Here is a 19339-nt window from a genome sequence, read left to right on the forward strand (position 1 = left end):
CGCTTCGATATGGACGACTGCCGTCTGCACTGTGACGAGCGTCGCAAATTCTTCTTGCCCTGTCAACATCAACGTAGACATTGAAACGCGTCCTCGACGCTCTACACCCGGCAGGATGGAGAAGTCGCGAGCGCGGCAGCCACCTGGTGGCGGCGCGCGACACCCAACTTTCGGAGCACATGTGCGACGTGCCCCTCGACGGTTCTGACCGACAAGACCAGCCGGTCCGCGATCTCCTTGTTGGTGAGCCCCTCCGCAACGCACTGTGCAATGTCCATCTCACGAGGGGAGAGCCCGGCAACCAGGTACGACGACGGCACGGGGCCGTCGGAGTGCTCCTCGTCCAGGGCGTAGGCGATGAGTTCGGCCATCGACAACGTAGAACCGTGACGATGGGATGCGGAGTAGACCGTGTCGCCGAGCGAAGTTCGCGCGCGCGATTCGTACACCTCTCGTCGCCGGACCCAGTGCTGGGATCCGTATAGTTGCATGCCGAACGAATCCCACATAGACGATGCTGCGCCGAGAAGTACGGCTGCCCGTTCGCCGGAACCTGCCGCTGCTTCTGCCCACGCGAGAAGGTCTGTCACCAGTGTGGCTCCGACCGTGTCGTCGAAGGCGCGTTTGAGGGCGAGGGCTTCGATGGCAAGGGTGATCGCCTCGTCGTGACGGCCGCGAACCAGCGCTACCAAGCCCAGTCCGTATACGGCGTAGGACAGCATCCATTGCTCTCCTGTGGCCGATGCCTGCGCGTGAACGAATTCGAAGTGTGCGGCAGCGCGGTCGTTCTCTCCGTTCGAACTGCACAGCATTCCCATCTCGACGTGGGCGGTCCACATGAGATCGGTGATACCGGGGAGGCGCTCGTACAGTGCCAACGCGTCCGACAGATTGCGTTCGCCGGCCTCGAAATCACCGCCGAGGTAGGTGTTGAGGCCTTGTGTCTGAAGGGCGAATGCGAGTGTCGCATCGTCACCGAGTTCGCGTGCGCGTCGCGCGGCAGTGTCGAGTGTTCGTACTGCCTCGACCCTGTCACCCTGCATCGTCTGCAGCACCCCCAGAGTGGCGTAGAGCTTGGGTACGACGTCTTCGGCAAGATCGTCGCGCGCAAGGAACTCTGTCACCCACATCCGGTGTTCTCGCACCGAAAATGCCGACGACCACAGGAACCAGGTCGCGACGAGGCTCGACGCGAGGTGCAGCGTCTCGTGATTCCGGTCGGTAAGCGCAGTCTGTAGTGCCGACCGCAAGTTGGCGCGGTTCTCCCGAAGCCGGGTGCTCGCACGCTCCTGGTCGGCCCCTGTCCATGACCGGCGGGCGGTCTGTACCAGCTCGGCGCACCAACGGAGGTGTGCCACCCGCAGCTCTACCTTCTCGTCGTCGGACAGTTTGCTCGCACCGAAGTGTCGGATCGTTTCGAGCATCTTGAACCGGACACGTCCTTCGCTGGTGGTGCGTTGCAAGACCGACTTGCCGATCAGACCGGCGAGGGTATCCAGAATGCTCGCGGCATCGACAGGCGTTCCAGCGCAGATGCTCTCGGCCATGGCGAGATCGAATCCTTCGGAGAATACGGATAATCTGGCCCAGAGCACCTGTTCCTGAGTAGTGCAGAGGTCGTAGCTCCACTCGACCGTTGCATGCAGGCTTCGATGTCTGCTCGGCCCGCCGCGGTTCCCCGTGGTCAACAACGACAGCCGGTCGTCGAGACGTTCTGCGAGGTCGTCGACGGACAACGCGGTCAAGCGCGCACAAGCCAATTCGATGGCGAGCGGCATACCGTCCAGTTGCGTGCACACTCGGCGTACAGCGTCCCGGCTCGAATCCGTAATGGCGAATCCGGACAGTGCGGCCGATGCGCGGTTCTCGAACAACTCGATGGCGGCCCCGGCCCTGCCCGGGTCGCGGTGGTCCGTCGTGGACAGCGGCTCGAGGACGTGCACGTGCTCGTCCGGAATCGACAGCACTTCACGACTCGTGACCAGGATCTTCACATGTTCGGTGTTCCGCAATATGAGCGAGATCAACTCTGCGCACGCGCTGACGAGATGCTCGCAATTGTCGAGCACCAGCAACAGGTGCTTGTTGCGGACCGATTCGAGGAGCGATTCTGTTGCACTTCGGTCCCCTGCATCTCGCTCGTCGAACCTCAGCGCGTCCAGTATCGTCTGGGGGAGCAGAGATTCGCTTCGCAAGGACGCTAGCTCCACGAAGCGGATTCCATCGGAAAATGCCCGCCGGTACGCGGTTGCGGCCTCTGCGGCGAGTCGGGTCTTTCCGATGCCACCCGGGCCGGCGACGGTGACGAGGCGACTGTCGCCGAGGAGTACCCGGATTGTGTGGAGTTCTTCGCTTCGGCCGACGAAACTCGTCGAGAAGAGCGGAATATCGGTTGCGCTGAACAAACGGGTGCTCGACGAGGTGCGCGTGCCAGACGTTCGTGGCGAACGCTCCTCCTTGATGCGGCGGACCGCGCTCGCCAGAGTATTTCGCGAGCCGCTCCATTCGAGTTCCCGATGCAGTTGTGCCACCGTGACGTCGGGGTCTGCATCGAGCGCCGCGGCGATCCGGGGTCGGAGGGCATCGGCGGACGACCCTGACCGTGGCCGGTGGTCCCGGGGTGGTGCCTCGAATTCCAGGGCTCGGCGCACCGTGTTGCGAGAGACCTTCAACCGCGTCGCGATGCCCGAGATCGATTCACCGGATTGTCGAAGCTCGACTATCTCGCGCCACTCGTCAGCGTTCACGGTGCCCTCTCTGTTGCATGCGGCCCTCTGTGATGGGTGTCACTGGTTGATCATGTCGTCAAACAACCGCGTGGTCAAGATCTGACAACACGCATATTGACACAGCGGCTCTGGGGATTTCCGCACGCATATCTGCTCTGAACTGGCCGGATGCCGTCAGATTCGGGAGCGGTAGGGAACCGAGTATTACTACGGTTTCGCCCCGAGCGCCGTCGGTGGACAGTGATCCAGGTCATAGCGGAACGAAACGGAGCATCCATGACTACGCCGGAACAGAACATCGACTTGGCCAACAACTTCGCAAAGGTCTTCTCCACAGGCGACGTGGAGCAGATTCTCAACACTCTCCATCCCGAGGCGACCTACTGGGTCTCGGGAGGGATCGACGGGATGTCGGGGAGCTATGACAAGGAAGGCCTCGGCACGCTGCTCAGCGGGGTCACTTCTGTGTACGAGAACGGCGCTCTCGAGGTCACCCCCAGTTCGGCGATCGCGCAAGGCAACAAGGTCGCCGCGGAGGCCACCTCGTATGCGAAGTTGAAGAACGGCAAGGTCTATCAGAACCAGTACCACTTCCTGTTCGAGTTTCGCGACGGAAAGATCCTGTCCATCAAGGAGTACATGGATACCAAGCACGCATACGACACCTTCTATGCCTGACAAAAGGTTTCGTACCAGCACTAGGTAATCGACCGCAAGTTCGTAGAAAGGCAGTTCACGATGGCAATGGAAACCGGACTCATCGTCCACCCGTACATGCGCCCCGAGCGGACCGCGCGCCAGACGTTCGATTGGTGCGTACAGCAGGCCATCGAGGCCGACAAGATCGGATTCGACTCGATCATGCTGTCCGAACACGCTTCGCAGCGTTGGGAGAATATCCCCAACCCGGAGCTGATTATCGCAGCAGCCGCACGCCAAACCGAGCGGATCAAGTTCGCGCCGATGGCTCACATCCTTCCCCATCACAATCCGGCGAAGCTCGCGATCATGGTCGGCTGGCTCTCGCAAATCCTCGAGGGTCGGTATTTCCTCGGCATCGGCGCGGGTGCGTACCCGCAGTCCACGTACATCCATGGCATCAAGAACGGTGAAGACACGCAGTTCACCAACGAGATGGTCCGCGAATCCCTCGAGATCATGGAGAAGATCTGGAAGCGTGAACCGTTCTTCTTCGAGGGACGTTTTTGGAATGCAGGCTACCCCGAAGAATTACACGGCGACGAGGGCGACGACCAGCACATGCTCGCGGACTTCAGCCCGTGGGGTGGTGCACCGGAGATCGCCGTGACCGGATTCAGTGCCAAGTCGCCGTCGATGAAGTTTGCGGGCGAACGCGGATTCCGACCGATGTCGATCTTCTCCGGTCTGGACGCTCTGAAGACGCACTGGGAGACCTACTCCACGGCTGCAGAGGCCAACGGGCACATCGCTGATCGCGCGCGCTATCACGTGTCCCAGACGGTGTTCGTCGCCGACACGGACAAAGAGGCGAAGCGGCTGGTGATGGAGGGCCCTATCGGACACTGCTTCGAGCGCTACCTCATTCCCATCTGGTGGCGGTTCGGCATGATGGACGGCTTCATCAAGGATGCTGGAGCAGACAAGGCCGACGTCGATCTCGAGTGGGTTGTCGACAACGTGTTCTGTGTGGGCTCACCGGACACCGTGGTGGAGAAGATCAATACTTTGTTCGAGGCCAGCGGAGGTTGGGGCACGCTCCAGGTCGAGTCGCACGACTACTACGACGATCCCGCGCCCTGGTTCAATTCGTTGGCAATGATCCAGAAGGAAGTGGCTCCCAGGATCTCACTTCCTGTATCGGTGACAACGTAGTGCTCAAATCGAACGAAGGACAGAAATGACAAAGCGGTTGGAGGGCAAAGTGGCCCTCATCACTGGCGCGTCCCGCGGCATGGGTGAGTCGCACGCGAAGACATTCGTCCAGCACGGGGCGAAGGTCGTACTGGCGGACATCACGGACGACGCAGGGGAGCTACTCGCCAAGGAGCTGGGCGAGAATGCAGTCTTCGTGCATCACGATGTCACGCAGCTCGATTCGTGGACGAATGTCGTCGAACAGAGTGTGAAGGCGTTCGGTGAGATCAACGTCCTGGTGAACAATGCAGGTGTTCTCGGCCCGCTGGCCACAACGGCAGAGCTTACCGAGGACGACTACCGGAAGGTCTGCAGTATCAACCAGGACGGTGTGTTCTTCGGGATGAAAGCTGTTCTGCCCTCGATGGAGCGAGCGGGCATCGGCTCCATCGTCAACATCTCGTCAATCGCCGGCATGGCGGCGAACTACGGTTTCCCGAGCTTGGCGTACGTCGCCAGCAAGTTCGCTGTCCGGGGCATGACGAAAGCGACAGCAATCGAGTACGGACCCAGGAACATTCGCGTCAATTCCGTGCACCCTGGGTTCATCCAGACTCCGATGATGGTGGAGGCGACCAACGAAGAGGGTGGTGACGCCCTGGCTCAGATTCCTCTCGGCCGCATCGCAGATCCGCAGGAGGTGTCCAACCTCGTGCTGTTCCTCGCGTCGGACGAATCCTCCTACATCACCGGATCGGAGCATCTGGTCGACGCAGGCATGCTCGCTCAGTAGGCAACGACCGCCAGGTTGTGGGTGGGTCTCACGAGATCCTTCCACAACCTGGCGGTTGTCGGTTCGGCGCCTGATTCGGTGCTGCAGGCTGGTTCCAGCAGTGATCTGCTCCAGTGCCCGGAAGTGGCAACGATTGCGCAGGGCCGTGGCCCGGCGTCGCGCTACATTTCGGCGAGAGAGTGTGCCTCGAGGGTTTCGTCTGTCGACATCACCACCAGGGCAACGTGCCATGGTGCTGTGGCCAGACTGCCCCATCGACCAGGCCGCACTCAGGTGCCTGTGTAGCTTGTCGACCGCGGATGCTCCATCGAACACGTCTGGCTCCGCGCAGATACAGTGCGCATCCCGGCCTCAGCTTTGTATGTGTTCAGTTATCTACGTTCGTTCCGTCAGAGGGTTTCAATCGGCGGATGGATGTCCGTGTGCCATCCATGCGTCGAGGTGAGTTTGACGAGTAAGGACTCGGCTTTCGATACACTGCTGTCATGTCGGCAAAACTGCGCCATGCGCGGGTCGAAGATGTCCATGAACTGGCCCTGGGTATGCCCTACGTCAAGGTCGAATACGGGCCGCGGGGGTAACCCCATCTACCAGATCGGCGGTAAGTCGTTTGTATTCTTCCGAACGCCTCGACCAGATGCCGTTGACCCTCATACCGGTGAGCGATACACGGACGTGATCGTCTTCTGGGTGCCCTCCGAGTCGGACAAGCGAGCAATGGTGCAACACTCCGCCTCGCCGTTCTTCACGACCCCACATTTCGATGGCCACCCTTCGGTACTGCTGCGGGCGAGCATGATTGGTGATCTCACGCTGGAGGAACTGACCGAGGTAGTCCAGGACGGGTGGCTCTCTCGCGCCTCGCGCACCCGGGCCGCCGCTTGGCTCGATGGACAGAGCCGCACGTAGCGCGTGCTCGGTCGGTTCGATCGCCGAGACCGGTGAGCCGTCGCAACGCGTGGCAGTCTGCGGACCTGCCTCTATCGCCTCGGTCAAAGCTGCTGTATCGCAAACTATACGAACCAGCTCGGTGGACACCGCCGGCAGGCGCAGGATCTCCTCGGGACGGTCCTGCGGTTCCGATACGCCGTGGTCGAGGACCAGCGTGTCGAGGGGGCCGAGCCCCTCCGGGGCGTTCGCCGATACGGGTTTCCTCCTGGCTCCGGCACGGCCGGAGCGCGCGCCGGTCCGGCGGCTTCGGCTTCGACTTCGGGGACCTGTTCGGGAGTGATTTACCCTTCACCATGGGCGATCCACTGAGCGAGGTTGGTCTCGGCGGGGCACCATCGGGGAACCTGTATGTCTCCGTGCGCGTGGAACCGGACCCGGTGTTCACCCGAAGCGCCGATGATCGCACCGTCACCGTTCCCGTGTCCTTTGCCGAACTGGCCTTGGGGACAGTGCTGTCCGCGCCCATCCGGTGATGGCAGGGTCAGTGTGAAGATCCCGCCGGGCGCGTGGTCGCTGACAGCGCTTCGAGAAAGGCGCTCGGGACCGGCGTCCACTCCGGTCGCCACAGCGCGTGCAGTTGGTCGTCGCGGAGGCCGCGCACGGTCGTCATGACATGCGGTCCTCCGTCGACGAGGTACCGGATCATGTCGCGATCCGCGCACTGCGCCGCGATCGACGCCAGCACCTGTTTCGCTTCGTCCTTTCGGCCTGCAGCCGCGAGGCAGCTGACGAGCAGTCGATTGGCATTCAGTAGCGCTCGGTGCCGTCCTCGACCTTCAATCCTGTGTACCCATTCCCCGCCCCAGGTGCAGGCGGTCGCTGTCGTCTCCGCCGATCGTTGACCGAGGAGAAGGGTGATGGCGGTGGCGTCCTCGAGTTGCGCGGTGATCTCGTCCAATCCGTCGACCGGGTGACGTCGCCGGGAGAACTCGACGGCGCGACCCGGTTCGAGAGGGAGGCCCAGCATTACCCGTTCATTGTCGATCCTGGCCCGAAATCGTGGCAGCGACCGTGATTCGGCGGCCTCGGCGCCTTCGTTCAGCCGCTTTTCCGCGCCGGCGCGGTCTCCTCGCAGCGCCATGATGTGGGCTCCGACGACGCATGGGGCGAGCATGAAATCCACGCAGACGTCGAATCCGAGTTCGCGGCTCTCGGTCAACAGCCGTTCGGCCGTGCTGATGTCACCGCGTTCGTAGAGAAGTTCGCCGAGCAGCGCGCTGGCGAGACGTGCAGCGTGTGAGTGCCGTCCGCCGGACTTCACCGCGAGCCGAATCGCCTTCCGGTAGTGGTATTCGGCCGCAACGACATCGAGCTGTTCATTGGCGGCGATGCCGTAGTAGCAGTATCCCCACGCCCCGCTGTACGGGCCGCTCGTTCGCTCGTGGTACATCGATGCCCAGTCCTGCATGCGGCGTGCCGCGTCGAAGTCGAACCGGTAGACCTCGGCGAAGGTTGCGATGTCGGCCGCGGCGGAGACGACCCACGGGGGCAGGGTCTCCGGTCGCGACAGGCATTCCGCCATCAGCTCGGCGACGCCGTTGACCCGGTCCGAGAATATTGTGATGTCACCCTGAACGACGTCGGCCTCGACCCGCAGATCGGCAATCTCCGCCCCGTTCGTCGCGTCACGTTCGAGGAGGGAATAGGCGCGGTCCAGTGCCGCCTGTGCGGGCCTGACACGTTGGAGTTCACAGTGCGCCCACGCCAGCGTGAGCTGGAGACGGGCGCTCGAGGCGACGAGCCTCGGCGGAAGTTTCGCCACCAGACCGAGCAGAGTTGACATTTTCGCGTGTTCGAGCAGAACCGTTCCGTCATGCTCGACCATGTCGACTGCCCGCTTCTCGTCTCCCGCAGCCAGAGCATGATTGACGGCCTCGCTGAGCAATTGGCGATCGGCGAACCATCGCGATGCCGCGGCGTGGAGCTCGCCGACCCGCTCGGGATGATCACGCGCGAGTCTTCTGCGCAGGTATTCGGCGAAGAGGTGGTGGTACCGGAACCAGTCGCCGTCGTCGTCGATGCGGCGCAGGAACAGATCTCGGCTCTCGACGTCTTCGAGCATCGCCTGCCCACGCTCGACGCGTGCGAGTGCCGACGCGAGGCTGCCGCAGATTCGTCCGGTAATCGAGGTGGCCATGAGGAATTCGAGCAGCCTCGGTTCGAGGGTCCCGAGCACGTTTTCGGCCAGGAATTCACCGATGGCGTGATGGCGCCCCGACAGATGACTGATCAGCTGCGTTGGGTCATCGCTTCCGCGCAGCGACAAGGAAGCGAGTTGCAGGGCGGCAACCCATCCGTCTGTCGACTGCGTCAATGCGTCGACATCGACTCGGTTGAGCGGGAGTCCTCCGAGATCGACGAGAAATGACTTCGACTCCGCGACATCGAAACGCAACGCAGCCGAATCGATTTCGACGAGCTCGTCACACACTCTCATCCGGCTCAGGGGCAGGCCGGTACGGGTGCGGCTGGTGACGATGATCGGCAGGTGGTGGCAGCCGTGGTCGAGAAGGAACTCCATCGCTGCGATCGTCTCGGCACTTGTGACCCGGTGCCAGTCATCGATGACCACGGCCACACGCTGCCCGCCGTCGTGGACCTCGTTGATCATGCTGATCATGACGTATTGTGCGGCCGCATCGCCGCGTTGTTCGAGTGCTTCACCGAGACCATCCCCCAAGGCCGGACTGATCTTCCGGATCGCCTCGACCAGGTGAGTGAGAAACCACACGACGTTGTCGTCATCATGATCGACACCGAGCCATGCCACCGCCACACCTTCCTCGGTGAGGACGTCTCGCCACTGGGCGGCGAGCGTGCTCTTCCCGAATCCCGCCGGCGCATGAATCACGGTCAGTCGTCGCGACCGGCCCGCGCGTAGGACGGCGATGAGCCGAGCCCGGGCAACCAGCTGACGGGTGGGAGTCGGTGGACGGAACTTGGTTGCGGGAGTGGGCGGCGGGATCGTCGTCGGTGTGCGCCGACGGGCGGGACTGCTCAGCGGGCGGGAGCTCCCCGACACGACGCCGAGCGTCCCGCCGAGTGGATTCTGTCCGTCCTCGCGCAGTTCGACCGGAAGCGCCATGTGATCGACGGACAGGCCAATTCGACGCTGGCACTCCCGCAGCTCGTACCCGAACTCGGCGGCGGTCGTCGGGCGCATCCGCGGGTCTCCCGACATGGCGCGTTCGACGATGTCGCACACGTACTGCGGAATACCTTCCGCACCGAAATCAGGGATGGGTTCGGTGGTGATCCGCAGGAATTGGGCGACAACCCTCTCATCGCTGCGCCGCTCGAACGCGGCGTGGCCGGTGATCGCGCAGAACAGAGTCGCGGCGAGACCGTAGACGTCCGAGCTCGGAGTTGGCGGCCCACCCGAGAGGACCTCGGGTGCGGTGAAGGCCGGCGACCCGAGGACGGACCTGGTGGCGGTCTCGAAGCCGCCAGCGATGCGGGCAATGCCGAAGTCGGTGAGCTGGGGTTCCCCGTACTCGGTGAGCAGGATGTTCGCGGGCTTGACGTCGCGATGGACGATGCCGAGACGGTGTGCGGTTTCGAGGGCGCCTGCCAGTTTGATCCCGAGTCGAAACGCCTCGGGCCACCCGATCGGTCCCATTCTGCGAATGCGGGCGTCGAGCGAATCGCACGCGTGATACTGCATCACGATGTAGGGGCGACCCGACGAAGTGGCGCCGACCTGGTGGATGTTGACGATGTGCGGGTGCCCGGACAGCTGACCCATCGCGCGTTGCTCACGCAGAAACCGTTCGAGGTTATCGGTGTCGAGGTCCTCGGTGAGGAGTTTCACCGCGACTGTGCGGTCCAGGGATGGTTGACGGCAGCGGTAGACGACGCCGAATCCGCCGCGCCCGATTTCCCGGGCGTCGTCAAATCCGGCCGCGGCCAGCTCCGTGCTGATCGCGGAACGGGGGGCACGCTGAGTGGTCAGTGGATCGAACTCGGCCATCGGCGGCCGCCTCACTCCCGGACATCGGCATCACCAGACGTCGGTTCCTCGCAGGTACTGCTCGACGTGGGTGCTTCTCAAGGATAGCCCCCGAGTTCGCGGGTGACCCGTACCTGACCGGGCTGCGTTCCACCGTCCGCTGCGTCTGCTCGACGTGTCCAGGCGGCGGCGGCACCTGGGCCGGGAATCCCCACCGAGGGGTGGGCCGGGACCTCAATCGGGTGGCGCGTCCGGGAAGACCGGCGTCTCGGCGTCGACGAGTGCGTGGAGCCGGACCAACGCCTCGACCAGCGTGGTGGCACGCACCGCACGGGTCCGGCTCGCGTTCGACGGCCGCGAGTTGTGCCTGGGCGATGTCCCGCTCGCCGGCGAGCAGCGGCAGCACCGATCGCCCCACTCGGCCTTGCTGCGGTGGCAGCTCACCGGCACCGACGGTGCGGCCGGCGGTGGTGAACCTCGAGCACGAACGCCTCACCGTCCTCCGCGGGACCGAGGCGGGCGATGACCACGTCCGCGAGCGCGGTGACTAACCAGGTCATCCCTGAAAGTGCGGGGTTTGTCAATCCTGCAGCTTTACCGACGCCAGGCTCTGGTCCGGCAGCCAGAGCAGCGTTGGGCGTGCATTCGGTTGTGGCTCGGTGGGGCCGTCTCCAATGTGATGCGAATGGTTTGGGACAGGCCGGGGTTCCTCGGCTGTCGGTCATCCCTTCACCAGGGGGTTACGGGCATGGAGTGGTGCGCTGGCAATACGCGGGGTCGAATCAGAACGACGACCATGCCGTTGGCACGGGGGTCGGATCTGATAGCGGTCGCGCGCGTGTTGCGTCCGGGGTGCTTACGCCGTCGCCCGCTGCCGAGCCAACCCGCGCGCGACGGGGACGGCGCAGATACGCGCCACCACCGTTGTTCTCTCGCACGCCTGTTCGTAGGCGGTCGGGTGGGCGAGTTTGTCGGCGGCGCTGAAGGCGCGTCGGCGCTGCGGGCGGTCGGCGCGTGGATGCGAGGGGTCCATCAAGACAGCTGATGAACGTCGCTGTGTGGCGAGCCGCCCGCGCTCTCGCTGAAACCATCACAAGATTCTCTTCAGAATCCGATAAGCGGCGTCCCAGATCCTTTTCTTACCTGTCACGCACTCACAAGAAGGACCCGCCATGTTCACCAAGTTCGTCAAGACCATCGCTCGCGTCGCTGCCGCCACACCGGCGCCCCGAATCAAAGGTTCGAACATCACACGCGGTCGCCTCCGTGCCGCGGTGTGTGTCGGAGCCACGGTATTTCCTGTGGTGCTTGTCGGCCACGGAATCGCCGCCGCTGCAGCAACAGTAGAATTCTACGACAGTGGCGGAGCGGTAGATGTTTTCATCACCGACGCTGTGCCGGGAGAGAACTGCATGGTCATCGACAACGGGTACTCCTTCGGGGGTGTTGTGGATGATGCGGGGTTTCTCGATTTCTCCATTCCAGCTGAACCGGGCGAGCACCAGGTGACTGTGGCGTGCGATATCAGCGGAGGGTACGGCCAAGGGCTCACAGTCGGATCTGCCGGGCCTGGGCCGGGCCCAGGCCCGGCACCAGGACCCGCCCAGGGCTACACGGTCAACATATGGGGCAACACGGGCGGGGTCGACATCAACATCACCGGCGCCGTGCCAGGGGAGTGGTGTCGAGCGGAGGCAGATAACGGACCGTTCTACGAGGAGGACGAAGTCGATGACTTCGGCACCCTTGTGACGTTTCTCCACACTCCTCCCGGTCAGCAAACAGTGACGGTGGTGTGCGAGACCAGCGGCGCCGTCGCCCAAGCGGTCACGGTCACCTGACGAGGGTCGTCACCTCCCTCTGGGTGGGCAGTCGGTCATCAATACATTGCTGCGACGCCGTCTTCGCCACACGCGATGTCCATAGTTGACCGACTGTCGGCCGGTCGGAACTGCCACCGGCAATGCGCACGGTCCGAGCTCCAGACCCGTCTGAGGGCGCGCCCCGCCGCGGCTCTACAAGATTGCGGTGTCGGGATCGACCTCGTGGTGATTCGGTGCCGCCGGGGGGTTATTCTGCTCGGCGCATCGAAGCGCCGCCGCCCAGAACGCGTCGAGGAGCACTCGACACCTCCGAGGTCCGTGAGATGAACCCTTCAAGACCGCATCCGGCAGACCGCGATCGGCGACGACGAGTCGCATTCCACAGAATGGAGATGAAGAGCGCCGCACTGCAAACCAGTTTGCCGGATCTTCAGCAGCAGAATCAGAGCTATTCGAGTTGGTTGCTCGCTACCTGTCGGCGGGGTGCGCAGTGTGGAGGAGGAGAGGAGGGTTGTCAGTTTCGCCTCGATGCCGCCGAGCGACTGGCTTCTCGTTGGCAACCTCGGTGGTACCCCCAGGTTCTGTGACCGATGATGCCTGTGCACCAGACACCGATTGTCGCGCGAGCGTCCGCGTTGAGGGCTGAGACGCTCGTGTCATCGGCGCAAATGTCTCGCCGGGTTCTCGGCGAATGGACGGCGTCGGTGGAGGTCACAGGTGTAATGTCACCGGTCTAGTGGACGATAAGCGGCGTGGGCCGAGACTGGAATTCGATGTACTCGGTCCGGTGCAAGTACGGATTGACGGGATCGCTCCTCCGTTGGGTGGGCCCAAGCAGCGTGCCGTGCTCGCCGCCCTGATCGTCAACCGCAATCGCTCGCTGTCCGCCGATGCGCTCGCCGACGGGGTGTGGGACCATCGGCCGCCAACTGAAGCCAGGGCAAGTCTGCAGGTGTTCATTTCGAATCTGCGTCGAATGATGCGCAATGCCGGCATCGACGCCCGCGCAGTGTTGGTCAGTGCACCGCCGGGGTATCGGCTCGTTGTGCCGGACGAGGACTGTGATCTGGGACGATTCCTCGCCGAGAAGCGGGCCGGAATCCAGGCCGCCGCCACGCGGCGTTTCGAGGACGCGAGTCGGCACTTCGCTGCTGCACTCGGGGAGTGGAAGGGCTCGGCTCTCGAGGATTTACTCGATCTGGATTTCGCGAAGACGTTCGCCGCCGCGATCGAGGAGGAGAAACTGTTGGCCCTCGCCGCCCGGGCGGAGGCTGAAATCGCCTGCGGACGAGCGGAGTCGGTGATTGCCGAGTTGATGTCCCTCGCATCGGTCTATCCGCTTCGCGAGCCGTTGTGGGGTCAGCTGATCACCGCGCTGTACGTGTGTGGCCGGCAGTCCGACGCTCTCGGTGCGTGTCGACGACTGCGATCGAACCTGGCCGAGGAGCTGGGCATCGATCCTGGCCGTGAACTGCTGGAACTGGAGGGCCGCATCCTGCGGCAGGAACCGTTGGCGGTGGTGGAGACGGCGCGGGCGACCGCCGCCCATACGGTCACGGTTCTCGAGACGTTGGAACGTGCCGTCGCCGCGCAGCTTCGTGACGGTCAGGGCCGTACCTTTCGAATCGGTTCGGCGGAGATCAGAATCGGCCGGATGCCCGACAACGACATCGTGCTCGTGCAGAGCAATGTCAGTCGTCACCACGCGATCATCGTGAATACCGGTATGAACTTCGTGTTGCGGGACCTGCGCTCATCGAACGGTGTGTACGTGCGCGGAAACCGCGTCGTGGATAGCGTGTGGCTCGTCGATGGTGACATCATTCGGATCGGGGACAACGAGTACGTATTCGAGATCGTCGTCGAATAGCGCTTCACTGATTCGACGCGTTCGTGGTCTGATTCCACTCGAACAGTGGCCTCGCGTCGTTGACATCGTGGGCGAAGACGCTCCGGCACTCGCAGAGAAATCGTTGGACGCACACAGACGAGCCCACCCCGCCGACCGATTCTCGCATCGTGTGCGGCAACCAATCGGGCGGGGTTGTGCGGCTGATGAATCAGGCCGGGATCTCGTAGGAGTATTGCGGGCAGTACACCGACACGGCGTCGCCGATGATGTAGCCGACCTCGTACGCCGAGTAGTAGGAGGACTCACTCAGGATGTCCAGTCCGATGTCGTAGAAGTCGTAGCCGCTCTCGAAGTCCCCGCAGACCGCGTAGGCGGCCGCCACCGCGTAGTAGGCCGAGCTGTACGGGATGCCTTCTTCATCGAGGACGGTGAGATATGCCTCCTCTGGCGCGAGATAGCTCGTGGCGTTGGCGATACCGACCCCACTCATGGTGGCGAAGCCGAGCGCCGCGGTGACGGCGGTGACGGCGGTGACGCGAGCGGCAGACTTGACGAACTTGGTGAACATGGTGGGTCCTTTTCTGTGAGTACCGTGTGCGGTAAGAAAAGGGTCCGGCATGCCACTTATCGGATTCTGAATGAAAACTTGTGCCTCGACTTCGGCGGCCGAGAGCTGAGCGGAGGCGATCGGCGCGACCTTGGTGAGACGCATTGTGCTCGAGTTTAATTAAGTGCATGCGTCGCTGGCCGACGTAAATGCATTTCCGCTGGTGGCGAAGTTGCGAGGCCCCGGTCCGGTACCGGTGCGCAGGTGGTCGATCGGTGGTATTCCCTTCTTTCACAGCGTGTTTGGGCTGGTGTGGTGGAAGCCGAGCTGTGGTCGCCCAACCGCGCATAGTCGTGCGGGATGAGCACCGTCGGTCAGGGGATGTAGGTAGACGAGTCCCGAGCCGACACCGTGGGCGCCGGCGTTGGTCCGCGCCGGTGGGTGCGGGCATACCCGGGCTCCAACCGCTGCAACTCGGGGAGGCGGAGACGATACACAAGGAGGTGCGGTGCCCGCAGCGCAGATCTGTCTCGGTCGTGACGTATGGGGGGAACCCGGTCACACTCCTGCCTTGGGGTTGGAGGACGGCGATGCCGCGGCTCATGCGGCCTGGCGTGCAGCGCGCCGCGGCCGCGGCCGCGAGCACCGTCTGCGTGGGCCTTCTGGGTCGTGAGGACATTCCTCGCAGGGCCGGCTTTAGGAGTAACGTTGGCGAAAATCCGGCTTCACGGTCGACGGCGGTCCACCATGAGCGACTATCCGGGTTCGCTAGGCAATCCGCACTGGCAACCCCGAGGGCCTGAGTGGCAACCTCAGGGCCAACAGCAGCAACCGCACGGCCAGCAGTGGCCGCCCCCAGGCGGGCAGCCTCCGGGGCCGCCTGTTCCACCGCCCCCTCGTTCGAGTGGCGGTGGCCGGTGGCCTCTGCTGTTCGGGTTGATCGCCGTCGTTGTGATCGGGCTGCTAGTTGGTGGCTACCTGCTGTTCGTCAGGAGCGACGCAGACAAAGGCGAGGTATTGCTCGAGGCTGCGGAATCCGAAGGGCAATTTCCATGGACGCCGCCGGTGGTGCCCCCCGACGCGCCGACCACCTTGCCGGACTCGATGCCGACAGTGGCTCCCAGTGCGCCGGATCCGGGGCGGCCCGGATTGATCGCCGTGCCTGGCGACCGAACCGGGATCTACGGTGGCTCGCTCGAGTTGTCAGTCTGTGACAAGGCGAAGCTGATCGGATTTCTCGAGCAGAATCCAGGGCAGCGGGGTGCGTTCGAGGAGGTGTTGGGTATTTCCGCCAGCCGCGCGTATATCGAGTCGCTGACGTCGGTGATTCTCGGCTCGGACACACGGGTGACGAATCACGGTTACGAGAATGGCCGCCCGACACCGTTGCAGTCCGTGCTGCAGGCCGGGACGGCAGTTCTAGTCGACGACCGCGGTGTGCCGAGGGTTCGGTGCCAGTGCGGGAACCCGCTGCTGCCACCGCAGCCCACCGCATCGGCGCCGACCTACACCGGGCAGCGGTGGCCGGGTTTCGAGCCGGACAAGATCATCGTCGTGCAGCCGGCGCCGGCACCCATTACCGAGTTCACGGTCATCAACGTTGTCACCGGGGCGCCTGTGGTGATCAACGCCGGCAGCGGGACACCGCAGCGGCAGGAGCCGACACCGTCGCGGACAAGAGCCGCGCCACCGCTACCGCGGACAACAGCTGCGCCACCGCTACCGCGGACGTCGGTCGCGCCGCCGCCCCAGCGGACGCAGCCGCCACCACCCCCACCACGGACGACTGTCCCTCCGCCATCTCAGCGGACGCAGCCGCCGCCAATCCCACCACCACCACAGACGACGGTCGAGCCGCCGATCGCGCAGTCGCCACCACCAGCTACTTGGAGTACGACCGCCGAGGCTTTCCGGGGCCAGGACGGAGGACAAGCGTCGTTCGAGTGCCCGGCAGGCGGAACTATCAACACGGTGTGGGGCTCCGGCCCTTACAGTGATGACTCCAGCGTGTGTACAGCTGGTGTACATGCGGGAGTCATCTCCCAGCAGGCAGGCGGCGTTGTGGTCATCGAGATCTCTCCTGGCCTCAGCTCGTACCAAGGTTCGACGTCAAACGGCGTCACGTCCCTGGACTATCTGAAGAGCTGGTATGGGTCGTTCCAAGTCGTCGGTGGCGGCTGACCGTGACCGGTCGGGATGGACGAGATCAACGGTCGTCCGGCAGACGTAACACTGTGTTGCCATCGGTGACGAAGAGGTCTCCAGTGGCCTCGACCGCTACCCAGACCGGGCGATCGAGACCGGTGAACGGCACTCCAGTGGCGGCATCGGCACCTGCCCGTAGTTCGACAATGCGACCGTTCTGGTAGTCGGCGACGAACACATCACCCGTGGAATCCACCGCCACTCCGGTAGGGGATGCCAGCGCTGTGAACGGCAGTACGGTCTGGTCGGTTGCGCCGGCGGGAAGGAAGACCACGCGATTGTTGTCGGTGTCGGTGACGAATACGTCTCCACTGGTGTTGACCGCGACGCCGACCGGTCCGTGAAGGTCTGTGAACGGCAGCACTTGCTGGCTCGCGCCGCCGGCGGGTAGCGCGACAATCCTGTTGTTGTTGTTGTCGGCGACGTAAAGGTGTCCGGCGTCGCTTACTGCTACGCCGGCGGGTCCAGCCAGGTCGGTGAACGGGAGCACCGTTTGGATTTCGGCTCCGGCATCGAGTTTGAGCACTCGATTGTTCTTTGTGTCGGCGACGAAGACGTCGCCGGCGTCATTGGTCGCAACCCCTGAGGGGTGGTCGAGATCGGTGAACGGGAGTACGTCCTGAGCGTCGGAGTCCGCCGCCAGTTTGAGGACTCGATTATTATTGGTGTCGGCGACGAAGAGATCTCCGGCAGTGTTGACGGCGACGCCGACGGGGGAGTTGAGACCGTTGAACGGCAGCGTGGTCTGCGTCGGTGACCGGTTGCCCCAGTAGACGAATGCCACTGCGGCGCCGACGGCCAACAGTGTGAGGAGTGCTAGCGCCAGTAGAACGCGCGCCCGATTTCGCCGACGTGGAGCGCTGACCGCCTGCGATGGGGGTGGTTGCTGTGCCTGCCGGGGCGGCGGTTGCCCATGCTGTGGTGAGATCGGCCACCGAGTCGTCTGGGCATTGGGTGTGCCGTGCATGTTCGTCGTCTGCAACCAGAAACCGGTGGACTGGGCCGTGTGTGAGGACTGCACGTTGGACAGGGCAAGCTGAACGCCTGCGGAGAGTGCGCGGCAGGTCGGCAGCCGGTCTTCGCGCCGCTTCGTCAAGGCTGCGGAGACGATGTCGTCGATGGCCGGCGGAAGATCATCGCGTACGGTACTGATTCGCGGCGCGAGTGTATTGAGATGGCCGCGCATGACTGCCTGCGTGCTTCCGGTGAAGGGCGGATGGCCTGTGAGCAGGCAAAATAGTGTGCATCCCAACGAATACACGTCTGCGCGACCGTCGAGTGGAATGCCTGCGAAAACTTCCGGCGCCGAGTACTGCAGGGTGGCCACCAGCGAGCCGGTTTTGGTCAGGTGCTGCGTCTCGTCGAGGGCTTTGGCGATACCGAAATCGGTGAGCAGTACCCGCTCCGGTTGCCCGGCGCCAGACTTGCCCAACAGGATATTCGCCGGTTTGACATCGCGGTGGAGCACGGCGTTCTCGTGCGCATAGTCCAGAGCCTTGGCGGTTTCAGCGATAATGTGGACGGCGCGCGTCAGGTTCATCGGACCCTCATGCAACGCTCCCGCGGCGTCGGTTCCGGCGACGTATTGCATCGCAATCCAGTGTTGATTTCCTTCCTGGCCGCGGTCGAAGACGGACACGATGTTCGGGTGTTCCAGGCGTGCCACATGGTCGGCTTCGAGTTCGAAGCGGGAGCGGAAGTAGTCGTCGGCAGTGAGGCTCCGGTCGAGCAGTTTGAGTGCAGCGTTTCGGGGCAGATGAGGATCGCGAGCGAGGTACACAGCACCCATCCCGCCGACACCCAACACACGTTGGATGGTGTAGCCGGCAAACACGTCACCCGGCTCGAGTTCCGCGCCCATCGGAACACCGCCTTCGTTCAGACCGCTGTGCACACTGTGAGCCACTCGGAGTGTATGACTCCGAGTGGCTCGAGGGGCAGTATCGCCCGCGCCATCGGTTCGGCAGGTGTTGCACCAATCGAATGGTGATGGCCCGGCCTGCGATGCTTCGTGTGGAAGGGACATCGTCGAGGATCTCTAGAGGCTGTTCGGTTTGCTCGACTGTGACGGTCGTCGGTGGTGTCACACGAAGGACGTTGCCGGACAATCCGTCCGTGCCGATCAGCGGCCCGCCCTCACGTCGTGGTCCCGACGCGGACGTCGCCGCCTGCCGTCGCTTCTCCGGACCTTTCCGGTTAGGGTGGCGCCGTCGAGCACCCCGGTTGCGGTGCTCGACGGCCCGGCCCTGGGTCTAGGTGTTCTCTGCCGTCCTTGCGGTGCGGGCGCGGGCTTCGATGGCCTGCACGGTCTTGTCGAGTGCCTTTTGCAGCACGCGTGTGCCGACGGTGCCGAGCACCACCCCGAGCGCTCGTCCTTTGAAATTCTTGCCATCGCGAACCACGACGGCGTCGATGTCGGTGGTCCCGTCGGGCATCGGGGTGAGGGTGTAGGTGTGGCCGGACTTCCCGCCCCACAGGTTGGAGTCGGTTGTCGTCATGACAATGCGACGGGGGTCGGTCCAGTCGTAGCGCAGGCGTTTCCAGGCCCCGCCCGAGCCTTCGGTGACGTCGGCGTGGTCGGTGCCGAGTTCGTGCACTTGGAGGTAGTCGTCGGCGCTGTTGCCGAACAGCGCCTCGCGGCCGGGCCCGAAGTC

The 19339-nt window shown here is 63.7% G+C and carries 13 protein-coding genes and 3 pseudogenes; 9 read left to right on the forward strand and 7 right to left on the reverse strand.

Annotated elements, in window-relative coordinates; all coding sequences use genetic code 11:
* Positions 1-101: 101 nt before the first annotated feature.
* Complete coding sequence (locus ACFVJ3_RS39865) at positions 102-2747, reverse strand: ATP-binding protein (RefSeq protein WP_378457308.1); 2646 nt, start codon at positions 2745-2747, stop codon at positions 102-104.
* A 258-nt stretch (positions 2748-3005) separates the two neighbouring features.
* Between ACFVJ3_RS39865 and ACFVJ3_RS39870 the strand changes: the two genes are divergently transcribed.
* The 5 genes and pseudogenes from ACFVJ3_RS39870 to ACFVJ3_RS39890 form a co-directional block, all read left to right on the forward strand.
* Positions 3006-3407, forward strand: coding sequence for a nuclear transport factor 2 family protein (locus tag ACFVJ3_RS39870; protein WP_378457309.1), 402 nt, complete (start codon positions 3006-3008; stop codon positions 3405-3407).
* 60 nt (positions 3408-3467) lie between these two features.
* Positions 3468-4583 carry an LLM class flavin-dependent oxidoreductase gene (locus ACFVJ3_RS39875; protein ID WP_378457310.1) on the forward strand — a complete coding sequence of 372 codons (1116 nt, stop codon included), beginning with the start codon at positions 3468-3470 and terminating at the stop codon, positions 4581-4583.
* Positions 4584-4608: 25 nt separating this feature from the next.
* Positions 4609-5358, forward strand: coding sequence for an SDR family NAD(P)-dependent oxidoreductase (locus ACFVJ3_RS39880; protein ID WP_378457311.1), 750 nt, complete (start codon positions 4609-4611; stop codon positions 5356-5358).
* A gap of 485 nt (positions 5359-5843) precedes the next feature.
* A pseudogene (locus tag ACFVJ3_RS39885) lies at positions 5844-6267 on the forward strand (MmcQ/YjbR family DNA-binding protein).
* Between the two features lie 353 nt (positions 6268-6620).
* Positions 6621-6852, forward strand: a pseudogene (locus tag ACFVJ3_RS39890) (DnaJ C-terminal domain-containing protein); the annotation flags it as partial.
* Here ACFVJ3_RS39890 and ACFVJ3_RS39895 read toward each other — a convergent pair.
* Together ACFVJ3_RS39895 and ACFVJ3_RS39900 are read right to left on the reverse strand one after the other, a co-directional pair.
* Positions 6791-10279, reverse strand: coding sequence for a protein kinase (locus ACFVJ3_RS39895; RefSeq protein WP_378457312.1), 3489 nt, complete (start codon positions 10277-10279; stop codon positions 6791-6793). The pseudogene ACFVJ3_RS39890 and the gene ACFVJ3_RS39895 overlap by 62 nt on opposite strands.
* A gap of 835 nt (positions 10280-11114) precedes the next feature.
* Positions 11115-11291, reverse strand: coding sequence for a hypothetical protein (locus ACFVJ3_RS39900; protein ID WP_378457313.1), 177 nt, complete (start codon positions 11289-11291; stop codon positions 11115-11117).
* Positions 11292-11430: 139 nt separating this feature from the next.
* Between ACFVJ3_RS39900 and ACFVJ3_RS39905 the strand changes: the two genes are divergently transcribed.
* The gene (locus tag ACFVJ3_RS39905; RefSeq protein ID WP_378457314.1) at positions 11431-12099 is read left to right on the forward strand and encodes a hypothetical protein; all 669 of its coding nucleotides are present in this window, start codon (positions 11431-11433) and stop codon (positions 12097-12099) included.
* Between the two features lie 673 nt (positions 12100-12772).
* Positions 12773-13951 carry a BTAD domain-containing putative transcriptional regulator gene (locus tag ACFVJ3_RS39910; protein ID WP_378457315.1) on the forward strand — a complete coding sequence of 393 codons (1179 nt, stop codon included), beginning with the start codon at positions 12773-12775 and terminating at the stop codon, positions 13949-13951.
* A 190-nt stretch (positions 13952-14141) separates the two neighbouring features.
* On the opposite strand, the gene ACFVJ3_RS39915 is transcribed toward ACFVJ3_RS39910, so the two are convergent.
* Complete coding sequence (locus ACFVJ3_RS39915; protein WP_378457316.1) at positions 14142-14501, reverse strand: DUF732 domain-containing protein; 360 nt, start codon at positions 14499-14501, stop codon at positions 14142-14144.
* A gap of 1083 nt (positions 14502-15584) precedes the next feature.
* Between ACFVJ3_RS39915 and ACFVJ3_RS39920 the strand changes: the two are divergent.
* Positions 15585-16085 (forward strand): annotated as a pseudogene (locus ACFVJ3_RS39920) (DUF6777 domain-containing protein); the annotation flags it as partial.
* 19 nt (positions 16086-16104) lie between these two features.
* On the opposite strand, the gene ACFVJ3_RS39925 reads toward ACFVJ3_RS39920, so the two are convergent.
* Positions 16105-16356: a hypothetical protein gene (locus tag ACFVJ3_RS39925; protein WP_378457321.1), complete on the reverse strand. Its 252-nt coding sequence runs from the start codon at positions 16354-16356 to the stop codon at positions 16105-16107.
* Here ACFVJ3_RS39925 and ACFVJ3_RS39930 point away from each other — a divergent pair.
* Positions 16341-16661 carry an LCCL domain-containing protein gene (locus ACFVJ3_RS39930; protein ID WP_378457319.1) on the forward strand — a complete coding sequence of 107 codons (321 nt, stop codon included), beginning with the start codon at positions 16341-16343 and terminating at the stop codon, positions 16659-16661. The two genes, ACFVJ3_RS39925 and ACFVJ3_RS39930, sit on opposite strands and share 16 nt — an antisense overlap.
* 25 nt (positions 16662-16686) lie before the next feature.
* On the opposite strand, the gene ACFVJ3_RS39935 is transcribed toward ACFVJ3_RS39930, so the two are convergent.
* Together ACFVJ3_RS39935 and ACFVJ3_RS39940 are read right to left on the reverse strand one after the other, a co-directional pair.
* Positions 16687-18546: a serine/threonine-protein kinase PknD gene (locus tag ACFVJ3_RS39935; protein WP_378457320.1), complete on the reverse strand. Its 1860-nt coding sequence runs from the start codon at positions 18544-18546 to the stop codon at positions 16687-16689.
* 391 nt (positions 18547-18937) lie between these two features.
* On the reverse strand, positions 18938-19339 hold a 402-nt coding region (locus tag ACFVJ3_RS39940), incomplete at its 5' end, for a hypothetical protein (protein ID WP_378457317.1).

Source organism: Rhodococcus sp. NPDC127593 (assembly GCF_042671975.1).
In the GTDB taxonomy this organism is placed as follows: Bacteria; Actinomycetota; Actinomycetes; order Mycobacteriales; family Mycobacteriaceae; genus Rhodococcus_F.

Excerpts from the sequence above, each read along its gene's own strand:
- ACFVJ3_RS39895 (WP_378457312.1), bottom strand. The coding sequence starts at position 10,279 with ATGGCCGAGTTCGATCCACTGACCACTCAGCGTGCCCCCCGTTCCGCG.
- ACFVJ3_RS39915 (WP_378457316.1), bottom strand. The coding sequence starts at position 14,501 with ATGTTCACCAAGTTCGTCAAGTCTGCCGCTCGCGTCACCGCCGTCACC.
- ACFVJ3_RS39905 (WP_378457314.1), top strand. The coding sequence starts at position 11,431 with ATGTTCACCAAGTTCGTCAAGACCATCGCTCGCGTCGCTGCCGCCACA.
- ACFVJ3_RS39900 (WP_378457313.1), bottom strand. The coding sequence starts at position 11,291 with ATGGACCCCTCGCATCCACGCGCCGACCGCCCGCAGCGCCGACGCGCC.
- ACFVJ3_RS39870 (WP_378457309.1), top strand. The coding sequence starts at position 3,006 with ATGACTACGCCGGAACAGAACATCGACTTGGCCAACAACTTCGCAAAG.
- ACFVJ3_RS39910 (WP_378457315.1), top strand. The coding sequence starts at position 12,773 with ATGGACGGCGTCGGTGGAGGTCACAGGTGTAATGTCACCGGTCTAGTG.
- ACFVJ3_RS39880 (WP_378457311.1), top strand. The coding sequence starts at position 4,609 with ATGACAAAGCGGTTGGAGGGCAAAGTGGCCCTCATCACTGGCGCGTCC.
- ACFVJ3_RS39935 (WP_378457320.1), bottom strand. The coding sequence starts at position 18,546 with ATGGGCGCGGAACTCGAGCCGGGTGACGTGTTTGCCGGCTACACCATC.
- ACFVJ3_RS39875 (WP_378457310.1), top strand. The coding sequence starts at position 3,468 with ATGGCAATGGAAACCGGACTCATCGTCCACCCGTACATGCGCCCCGAG.